Annotated in this window: 1 pseudogene; it reads left to right on the top strand. The window is 71.5% G+C overall.

Annotated features, from left to right (window positions below):
* Window positions 1-766, top strand: a pseudogene (locus VR45_RS29805) (DUF11 domain-containing protein); the annotation flags it as partial.

Raw genomic sequence — 766 nt, forward strand, 5'->3', positions numbered from 1 at the left:
CCCGCAACGTCGTCGTCACCGACCGGGTACCGGACGGGGTCGGCGGGCCGAGCATGACGGCCGCCGACGGGAGGGTGTGTCCGATCACGGACGGGACGGCTGTCTGCCCGGCGGTCGAGCTGGAGGTCGGGCAGACGGTCTCCTACACGCTGAGCGGCACTCTGATGCAGGACGCGACCGTCACGCCGACCAACACGGCGGTCGTCACCGGCGGGCCCGACCCGGCCACACCCACGCACACCGCGGTGGCCTCACCCACCAACTCGCCGACACCGCAGGCGAACCTGACCGTCGCCAAGGCGCTGCTGACCGACCCGGTCGTTCCGGGTGAGGTCATCCAGTGGCGGGTCACGGTGACCAACAACGGTCCGTCCAAGGCGCGCAATGTCGTGATCACCGATCGGATCCCGAACGGGGTCTCCAACGCCGTCCTCCAGTCGAACGCCGACGCGTCCGCCTGCCCGATCACCGACGGTGTTGCGGTCTGTCCGGCGATCGAGCTGGAGGTCGGACAGACCGCCTCGTACACGCTGACCGCGACGCTCGCCCCGGACGCGACCGTGACGCCGACGAACGCGGTGGTGGTCACCGGCGGACCCGACCCGGCCACACCCACGCACACCGCGGTGGCCTCGCCGACCGCCGTACCCACTCCGCAGGCGAACCTGAGCATCGCCAAGGCGCTGCTGACCAGCCCGGTCGTCCCCGGCCAGCGGATCGAGTGGCGGGTCACGGTGACCAACAACGGCCCGTCGCGGGCCCGGAA

Source organism: Streptomyces sp. NRRL S-495 (assembly GCF_000966955.1).
Classification (GTDB): domain Bacteria; phylum Actinomycetota; class Actinomycetes; order Streptomycetales; family Streptomycetaceae; genus Kitasatospora; species Kitasatospora purpeofusca.